The following is a 9,468-nucleotide window of genomic DNA, read 5'->3' on the forward strand; positions in this document are numbered from 1 at the left end:
GAGCCATAGTATAGCAGTAGACACATCGATTAGGACTTTCCTTTCCTGTTGTAGAGACGTTGCATGCAACGTCTCTACCATAAGATGCGTCCTAACCGCTATGGCGATTGCTATACATTTTCCCTGATAGCGGTGCAAGGGTATAAAAGGGTTTAACCCGGATTTCTTGAACAAAAGCAAATATCAATGCCACTCAAAGCCTTCCTTGATAGCTAAGGGTTTTGGAGTTGTGCAGCTAGCCCTATTTAGTCGTTAGAGGATGAGGGAGGCGTATCCGGGAAGGGAAGAATCGGTAAGCGATCGCCACGAAAAACTTCTTCGCTGGCTTCTCCTACTTGTTGCAGCCATGAACCAATCCTGTTTAGGGAAATCACCCCCACAAGCATCGGGCCTGTGGCTAAACTTAAGAAGAGTTCTGCTGAATGTTGAACGGACTCCGGTAATGGGTTAACTTTTACCTGTGGATTTTGGTTCACCGATGCCATATATAAAATTCAACCTCCCACGAACAAGGGTTAATCGTTGACAAAAGACCTATCCCAATCTGATCTTGATCATAGAGTGAAATTGCTTCAGGTGCATCTCAATGTCAGCAAAATGAGGGGAAAGAAAAGCCACAGTGCAAGCGTAAACATCTTAAGCGCTGACTTGGTTTGGCTCCCCTCGCTAACTCAAAAGTTGGTTGGGGCGGGCGCGAGTCACATCTGAGTGAAAAGGAAACGATAGTAGTAAAACCCGCCCCTACACACTCAAAACTCCCCCGTTTTTCACTCTCATGTGCAATCATGAGAGGAAAAATCAGCCGCCGTTATCAGTCCAGGTAACAAATTTGTAATGTTGGATGTCGAAGAGCGCAACTACAACAATCGTCCGTCCTCTTTGGCTCAATGGGTATACGATGCCATCGGTCAACCGGGGGTGTGCCTGAGAGTCCGGTTACGAGGGAATAATTTGCATATTCTCTGTGAAAGCCGTGAAAGTATTCCGGCTCAAAGGGTAGTCAATCAATTGCTCCAAGCTCTCAAACCGGAAACCGCAACTTTTCCTGTCGATCTGGAAAGCCCTATCTACCAAATTATTATCTACGGGCGTAAAGTTTCCCAGGCGCATCCAGAATGGGTCAAGGAAATTCGCCTCAACACAGATACGAATAACACAGAATCTGTCCCTGAACCATCCTGGGAAACGACACCCGCTCAATCGGCGTTTATCATCTCCCATGAAAGTCTCGCCCGTTCCGGTTCCCCAGACGCGATCGCACGGTATCTGAGTGCTAATCTGAGTCATTTGGGTGTGAGTGTCAATGTCCAGATTCAGGACTTGCCAATTAAGGACAATCGAGAACAGTCTCTGGTCAAGCAAAAACCCAAAATCCCCTCCCAGTCTTCACCACCTTACCATCGGCGGCTGTGGGTGATCTGTACGTCGAACTATAGTCCCGATTCAGCGTTACTGTCTGAGCCAATTGTTCAGCTTTTACGCTCTCTAGAACTGACTGAGTTTAGAGACGCCGCCATAAGCGCTCAAGTGAGGGGAGAAGCCACTCCAGAATGGATGGTGCGGGTGGATTTGACGCCCACTGACGTGATGCTCAAGGATTGGGCGCGTTGGGGAGATGTGCAAGCGATCGCGACGCTATCGAATCAGATGCTAGCGCAAGTCGGGATGACGGTGCGGGCTGTATTGAAAGAGACAACTCTGCATCTGTTTTGCTCTGCCTTGGATCTGGGCAAAACCCCCGTTCCGGATCAAGCCACTGCCATGAATGCGATCGCGCCTCTACTCAAATCATTAAAGCCCCAAGGGATTAAAGCGGCAACTATTTATGGCGTTGAATCCGATTACTTTTCCCTCGAACCCGAACCGGAAAAACCTGTCTGGGTGGATTGGGTAACTTTGCCCGCGAGTGAACAACCCCAACTCGCCTCATCCAGCTATTCCTTAGGGCAACAAGGCAATCTTAATGCCCTGACCTTTTTGCTACAACGGTTGCTCAATCCCGATTTGGAACAGCGACTAGCAACGGGTGGGATTCAGATCAAAGTGCGCCGTCAGCAAGACTTGCTGCACATTATGAGCGAAGCACCCTTATGTCCCTCTAAAGCCCAAGTGAGTCTACCCATCGTTCGGTTTGTGCGTCAGCTTGCCATCTCCACTATCGCTGGAGTACGGATTTACGGACGCTCTGCTGGCGCAACATCTCCCGCCTGGAATTATGGTGTAGATTTTACCGAACGCCGACGGTTAGCATTAGAAACTACCCCAGAATTTGTAACATCGGATACAGACATTAGTGAGCTAGTTGTTCCCACCGAGGAATCGGTGTCACGTCCGCATAGAACAGACACAACGCTCAAAGAGGGTTTACCACGTCAGTCAAATACCGCCGTTGGCACAATTGGACGCTGGTTGTGTTCGAGCCAACTTTTTGTTCCCACCCCAGACAATCAACGTGTAGCAGTTGATACTCAACGCACCAGTTCTGAATCGTCACAAGCGGTTAAAGTGGCATTAGTGTGGGGGATTATGGGATTATTGCTGATGTTTCTGTTTGATCGACCCGTTGGTCGCATCCTACAACCCCAAGGCAATTTTCCTCGGCGAGATGCTGTCTCGGCAGCACAGGAGTCACCGATTCCTGTAGACTTGTCCCAACTTTCGTTACAACAGGATAACAATCAGAATAGCCAAGACTTCAACGCCTCTGGGTTTACCCGCGAAGGAGACAAAAGTATCATCATTGATGATTCCTTGCCCTCCCAGCGAGCAGATGCGACTCAAGCTGCCATGTTAGCCCTCGCCCGTTCCTCTAATCCCCCGTTTAATAACCAACTGCTCGATCAAAAGTTAGCCCTTTACCAAGAGCGCCTGCAACAAGGAAATCGCCCCGATGTGCTAATTATGGGCAGTTCTCGAGCCATGCGCGGCATTGATCCGGTGGCATTAGAAGAGGCATTAGCGGTTGAGGGGTATTCAGACATTGATGTCTTTAATTTTGGCATTAATGGTGCCACGGCTCAAATTGTAGACTTAATGACGCGCCGGATTCTCACCCCGGATCAATTACCGAAATTAATTATCGTGGCAGATGGCGCTCGCGCCTTTAACAGTGGTCGAGTTGATGCTACCTTTGAGGCGATCGCGGATTCAGAAGGCTACCGTCAGCTTAATGCTGGCACATTTCCCGGTACCTCCACTCAGACGTCCGCCCAAGCCAACCAAACCTCCCAACCGTTGGCAGCGTTGAGGAGAAGTTATCAATCCATTGACGATGGGATGAATCAACTTCTGGCAGGATTATCCTCAACTTATCCCCAACGTGATCAACTCAAATCCCTGTTGAGAGATCAGTTTGTCTCCGTGGTGAAAACATTGCCCAATCCCTCCAATTCGACTGAAGCCGAGCAAGGGTTAGACAAGGATATGTCCATTGATATGGATGGCTTCCTGCCCTTATCCATTCGCTTTGATCCAGAAACGTACTACCAGAACCATCCCAGAGTGACGGGGGCGTATGATGGCGATTATCAATCCTTCCAACTTCGGGGTAAGCAAGATCAGGCATTTGACGCCCTATTAACATTTGCTCAGGAACATGACATTACTGTAGTTTTTGTGAATCTACCCTTGACCAACGATTACTTAGATCCAGTCCGCCTTAAGTACGAACAGCAATTTAAGCAATACATGCACGCTAATGCTGTTGAACGGGAACTCATTTTTCGGGATTTAAGTGCATTGTTATCCGATAAACCCGATCATTTTTCTGACCCCAGTCATCTCAATCGCTTCGGCGGGTATGAAGTGTCTAATCAGTTGGCAAAAGACCCGATGATTCCCTGGGCATTATTCGCTGGGGATTAGTACTCTGTAGATTTTGGTAAAACTAAAACTGTAGGTGGGCAATGCCCACCCTACATTTAGCTCCTGTCTTCTTTAAGAAGTCGGCACTCTTTTTTAAAACGTGAATGTGGTTCTTACCGTGCCAATTACAGCATCGCTGTTGTCTGAATTTTGGTTGGGAGCGGTTAACCAAATGATAGCCGGTGTAATTGAGATATTATCGCTCACTTGATATTTGTAGAAGCCTTCGATGTGATACGCAAAATCTCGATTAAAGTCCTTGGTTCCACCGGGAACATCTAATCCTCTCAGTGTCGGTTCTGCACCCGCAACAATAGCGCCTAAGTTTCCTTCTTTTCCTAAGTCAGGAAATACTAAACCTAAGGCAAAATTCCAAATATCTGCATCACCTAATCCAATTAAACGGGCGTCGGTTTTACCAACCCAACCATTCACCAAAAATTTAGGACTAAATCTGAGCGAGGCTTCTAGTCCATAGGAGTTGCTGACAACGGGAGTGCTGAGAGTATCGGCTGACAAATTGGTTACATTTGCCAATTGTCCCGGATTGAGATTAGCAAAGGCTGTACCTGTTCCACCTAATAGAAAGCGTCTAGCGTCATCTCCACCATCATCATAAGCGTGGACGTAGGTTAATCCAATTTTAAACCGACTGCCATAAACAATTTGGGCAATTCCGGAATAATTCCCGTTGAACAACCCATTATCCTCTCCAGGATTACTGGCGGTATTGGAAATGTAGCCCAAATCTACTCTGAGATTATCACTCGGTTTTAGCGCGATCGCAGCCCCTGCACCAAACGGACCAATCCGATAAATGGGGTTCCGTTCAGCGAAGCGGGAAATGGCATTAGACCCCCCAGCCAATCCTTCTAAGTAGGGGTTCACAGTATCTGAGTAATAGTGGTGTAAGCCATTATTTGCCACGATTTGTACGGTGGCTTTGTCTCCTAGGGGAAAACGGTAGCGCAGGATGTCGATCACGACATCATTACCAGCCAGACCATCGTAGGTAAAGCGTCCTTCTTGACTACCACCTGATCCATCATCATAAGTTACACCGCCTCTTGCCAGTAATGGGGTTGGATTACCCGCTTGCAGACGAGTTTGCAGCATATCCTTCCCGGTGAAGCTAGTTAGGAAGTTGAGGCGCACGCGATCGTGGAAAACGGTATTTACATCGTCACCAACCTCATCTCCAAACGCATCCGCCAAACCAAAGATAACTTCCCCCGACAGTTTTGTGGTTGTGGAAAATTGATGGTCTTCTAAAAATGCCACTCGACCTTCTAAATTATCAACCCGCGCTCCTAAGGTGGCAAGTTCTGCTTCAAATTCTTCAATTAAACGCCGTAGCGTGGGCAAATCATCCCCATTATCGGGAACGTTGCCAATTAAACCTTCAATTTGCTGTAAACAAGCATTTAATCCAGCCGCAAATTCATAGCGTGTCATCGCCCGATTACCGCGAAACGTGCCATCTGGATATCCGGCAATACAGCCATACCGTTCAACTAGCGATCGCAACGCTTCATACGCCCAGTCTCCGGGAGAGACATCTCGCAGTTGGGATACGTTGGTTAATTGTCCCATCCCCTGATTTTCCATAGCGTCCAATCCTAGGGAAGGTATAGGGGTGTCCGGTGTTGCGGATGGGTTTAATGTCTCCTGTGTCTCCAGCGCCGCATCGGGAACCGAAATCTCCAGATTCAGGGGCATTTGGGCAATTGGACTCGGCTGTTGGGTATTCTGATCCGTGATACTTTGGACTGATTTTGTTGGTTCACCTGCGATCGCGGCGGTAGATAGCCCAATTGTTATCCCTAAAATTGTCGGCACATTAAGTAAGGCAATCCTAGCAACTTTAGCTTGATTCACGTTCGTCTCTCACACCAGATAGAGTTTTTGGTGAGATTAGTCAACAGGAAAACTGTCCCTGGAATTGTTTCTTCCAGAGGTTTTATCCTTTCTTGGTTAATCTCAGGTTAACCTTATCGGCGCTATAAGCTTTTTTTGTATTAATTGATGCAAAGTATCTTTTTTGATGCTGAAAATGAATCCTTACCATCCGGTTATTGCAAATAAAGCTACATAAGCGCAGGTTGAGAGGTTTTATGACTGGATGAGTCCATTGGTGACAAGTTAAACTTGTACGCAATTTGTCATAGCTAATGGTCTAAAAAAACTGTAAAACTATTTAACGATAGAATCTTGATCTTGATAGTGGTACAATGTACACTCCTATTTTCATCCTCTACCCCGATCGCCAGCTTTCGTATACTTGTACTCTTGACTTTTAATTTGTCATTTGTCATACTCGCTCCCGAAAAGAAGCAAGCTACGTCATTCGTCCTTTGTCAGGGAACCGATAAGGTAGAACTTTGAGTTAACTCCCCCGGCTCCCCCAGCTCCCCCAGCTCCCCCGGCTCCATATTCCCTGTTCCTTGTTCCCTATTTTAGAAAATGGCATTTATTTCCATCACTTATGGATTCTTTCTGCTGGGTGTCCTGCTGATTTACTGGACTCAGCGTTCTTCATCAGGGCGATTATGGGTACTCCTAATTGCCAGTTTACTCTTTTACAGCAGCTTACAAATTCAATACATTCCGCTGCTCTTATTCGTAGTTTGGCTCAATTTTTACTTAGGGCAGAGAATTGCGGTCAATACATCACCTGGGTCGCACCTCAACAATAACCATCTCTCCAATGAAGAGTGGTTAATGGAACAGGAACTTTGGAATCAGAGACGTTTGAAACTCCTGTGGCTGGGGATTGGATTAAATATTCTCTGTTTAGTCAGCTTCAAGTATGTTCCGTTTATCCTGACGAATATCTCCGCCCCCTTGAATTTACCCGTGGCGCGAGAGGGGGCAAGCTGGATTAGCGATCACTTAATTGCTCCCTTGGGACTTTCGTTTTTTGTTTTTGAATGTATTGCCTATCTAATTGATGTATATCGGGGGGCACCCGCCACGCGCCAAAGCTTACAATTTGCTACCTACAAATTATTTTTCCCGAAACTCATTTCAGGACCGATTACCCGTTACCATCAGTTTGCTAGCGAGTTGAAAGATATCCAATTTCCCAGTTTTGACCGCCTGAGTGAGGGGTTATGGTTGATTGCCAGTGGTGCGGTTAAAAAGGCACTTTTAGCGGATCGGATCGGAATTTTTGTTGATCTGTGTTTTGGCAGCGTAGAACGGGCAGGTAGTGGTGATTTGTGGCTGGCTATTTTTGCCTATGGTTTACAACTGTATCTGGATTTTAGCGGCTATGTGGATATTGCCCGGGGGAGTGCTATCCTCATGGGATTTAACCTGCCAGAAAACTTTAATTTTCCTTACTTTAGTACCAGCATTGCAGATTTCTGGCGACGCTGGCATATTACGTTAGGCGATTGGATTCGCAACTATCTTTATTTTCCCTTAGGCGGGTCACGCAAAGGATTAGGTCGAACCTGTCTGAACTTGTTTGTTGTCATGCTAATTATTGGCATTTGGCATGGTGCGGCTTGGGGATTTGTCGTGTGGGGAGGATTGCACGGTTTGGCTTTGGTGGTGCATCGTTTAACCCAAACCCTATCGGACCGCTTTGTTTGGTTAAAGGGATGGTGGCAAACGGGATTCGGTGTGCTAGTGGCGTGGGCAATTACTCAATGGATGGTGTTCATGTCCTGGATTTTCTTCCGCTTACCTAATCTCAAACAAGCCGGCTTTGTCATCCAGAATCTCTGGGGTCAACCCGCCGATGTCCAGTTTGCCGAAAATGTTTATTTGACTGCGTTTGGCTTAGAACGCTTTGAGTTGACACTGCTGTTGGTCATCGTCGCCCTTTTAATGGCGGGTGTTTATGGGATTCATCGGGGTCTGAAGTTACAACTCAACTGGCCCCTGAAGTTGCTATTGGTGCCTCTGTGCCTTTATACGGTGTGGTTGTTGGCGCCTGAAGGCAGTTTACCTTATATCTACTTTGATTTTTGATTGATAAGTTAAACTCATGTAATTCATCCAATAAATTAATAAAACCATTGGATAAATCCAATGAAGATGAATACCATTAAAGATAAGGCATCATTTTTGCCTTGCTTCAATAGCTGACGAAGTAATAGCACTAATCAAATTATGACTACCACAGTACAACGTCGCGATAGCGCGTCTTTGTGGGAACGGTTCTGTAATTGGGTCACTTCCACCGAAAACCGCCTGTATATCGGCTGGTTCGGTGCGCTGATGATCCCCACTCTCTTAACCGCTACCACCTGCTTCATCATTGCCTTCATCGCCGCTCCCCCTGTGGACATCGATGGAATCCGTGAGCCTGTTGCGGGAAGCTTACTCTATGGCAACAACATCATCTCTGGTGCTGTTGTACCTTCCTCCAACGCCATCGGCTTGCACTTCTACCCCATCTGGGAAGCTGCTTCCTTAGATGAGTGGCTCTACAACGGTGGTCCTTATCAGTTAGTGGTTTTCCACTTCCTGATTGGCGTCTTCTGCTACATGGGGCGTGAGTGGGAACTCTCCTACCGCTTAGGTATGCGTCCTTGGATTTGCGTAGCTTACAGCGCACCTGTAGCTGCTGCTACCGCCGTGTTCCTCATCTACCCCATCGGTCAAGGTTCTTTCTCCGATGGCATGCCTCTGGGCATCTCTGGAACCTTCAACTTCATGTTCGTGTTCCAAGCTGAGCACAACATCCTGATGCACCCGTTCCACATGCTCGGTGTGGCTGGCGTATTCGGCGGTGCATTGTTCAGCGCGATGCACGGTTCTTTGGTAACCAGCTCTCTGGTACGTGAAACCACCGAAGTTGAATCTCAAAACTACGGCTACAAGTTCGGGCAAGAAGAAGAAACCTACAACATCGTTGCCGCTCACGGTTACTTTGGTCGGTTAATCTTCCAATACGCTTCCTTCAACAACAGCCGTTCTCTGCACTTCTTCTTAGGTGCATGGCCCGTGGTTGGTATCTGGTTCACAGCACTGGGTATCAGCACCATGGCATTCAACCTCAACGGATTCAACTTTAACCAGTCGATTCTGGATTCCCAAGGTCGTGTAGTCAACACCTGGGCAGATGTACTCAACCGCGCCAACTTAGGTTTTGAAGTTATGCACGAGCGCAACGCTCACAACTTCCCCTTAGACTTGGCGGCTGGTGAGGCTACTCCCGTAGCTCTGACTGCTCCTAGCATCAACGGCTAGTTCTTGGATAGATATTTGGTAAAACGTAGGGTGGGCAATGCCCACCCTACAGCTTTTTTGCATCTTTTTACCGAAAAATTCGGTCTAAAGCCTCGTCCTTAAAGGACGACTTTGTGTTAAAACTCACTTAGAGGAAAGGGTATTAAACCTCTATAAAAACCTGGGTCCGAGAGGCATCGCACCTTGAAAACTAGGCTTAGAGGGTTCTGTACAGAAAGGCTTGTACAGGTAAAAAGTCTAAGCAACAAGCACGCCCAAAACACATTCTTTCTTGTTTTCAATAGTACGATAGGGCATATCGAAACTAGCTTCTGTAATGGAGCAAAACGCTTCTGGAGAGATGCTCCTCTGGTATGAAATAGGCGACTATTTCATAGTAAGAGTGCTCGATGAAAGAAG

Annotated in this window: 5 protein-coding genes; 3 read left to right on the forward strand and 2 right to left on the reverse strand. The window is 47.0% G+C overall.

Annotation, left to right across the window (positions count from 1 at the left end):
* Window positions 1–245 precede the first annotated feature (245 nt).
* The gene (locus tag RLO19_RS13585) at window positions 246–485 is read right to left on the reverse strand and encodes a hypothetical protein (protein WP_446357152.1); all 240 of its coding nucleotides are present in this window, start codon (window positions 483–485) and stop codon (window positions 246–248) included.
* A 349-nt stretch (window positions 486–834) separates the two neighbouring features.
* Between RLO19_RS13585 and RLO19_RS13590 the strand changes: the two genes are divergently transcribed.
* Complete coding sequence (locus RLO19_RS13590; protein WP_446357154.1) at window positions 835–3,864, forward strand: DUF1574 domain-containing protein; 3,030 nt, start codon at window positions 835–837, stop codon at window positions 3,862–3,864.
* A gap of 93 nt (window positions 3,865–3,957) precedes the next feature.
* Here the strand turns inward: RLO19_RS13590 and RLO19_RS13595 are convergent, their stop codons facing one another.
* Window positions 3,958–5,742, reverse strand: a complete 1,785-nt coding sequence (locus tag RLO19_RS13595; protein ID WP_446357155.1) for an iron uptake porin — start codon at window positions 5,740–5,742, stop codon at window positions 3,958–3,960.
* Between the two features lie 585 nt (window positions 5,743–6,327).
* Here RLO19_RS13595 and RLO19_RS13600 point away from each other — a divergent pair.
* Together RLO19_RS13600 and psbA are read left to right on the forward strand one after the other, a co-directional pair.
* Complete coding sequence (locus RLO19_RS13600; RefSeq protein WP_446357156.1) at window positions 6,328–7,845, forward strand: MBOAT family O-acyltransferase; 1,518 nt, start codon at window positions 6,328–6,330, stop codon at window positions 7,843–7,845.
* 141 nt (window positions 7,846–7,986) lie between these two features.
* Complete coding sequence (gene psbA / locus RLO19_RS13605; RefSeq protein WP_446357158.1) at window positions 7,987–9,069, forward strand: photosystem II q(b) protein; 1,083 nt, start codon at window positions 7,987–7,989, stop codon at window positions 9,067–9,069.
* Window positions 9,070–9,468: the final 399 nt, after the last annotated feature.

It is taken from the genome of Coleofasciculus sp. G2-EDA-02, assembly GCF_040226375.1.
Taxonomy (GTDB): Bacteria; Cyanobacteriota; Cyanobacteriia; order Cyanobacteriales; family Coleofasciculaceae; genus Coleofasciculus.

Coding starts and splice junctions, on each gene's coding strand:
- RLO19_RS13600 (WP_446357156.1), top strand. CDS start 6,328: ATGGCATTTATTTCCATCACTTATGGATTCTTTCTGCTGGGTGTCCTG.
- RLO19_RS13590 (WP_446357154.1), top strand. CDS start 835: ATGTTGGATGTCGAAGAGCGCAACTACAACAATCGTCCGTCCTCTTTG.
- RLO19_RS13585 (WP_446357152.1), bottom strand. CDS start 485: ATGGCATCGGTGAACCAAAATCCACAGGTAAAAGTTAACCCATTACCG.
- psbA (WP_446357158.1), top strand. CDS start 7,987: ATGACTACCACAGTACAACGTCGCGATAGCGCGTCTTTGTGGGAACGG.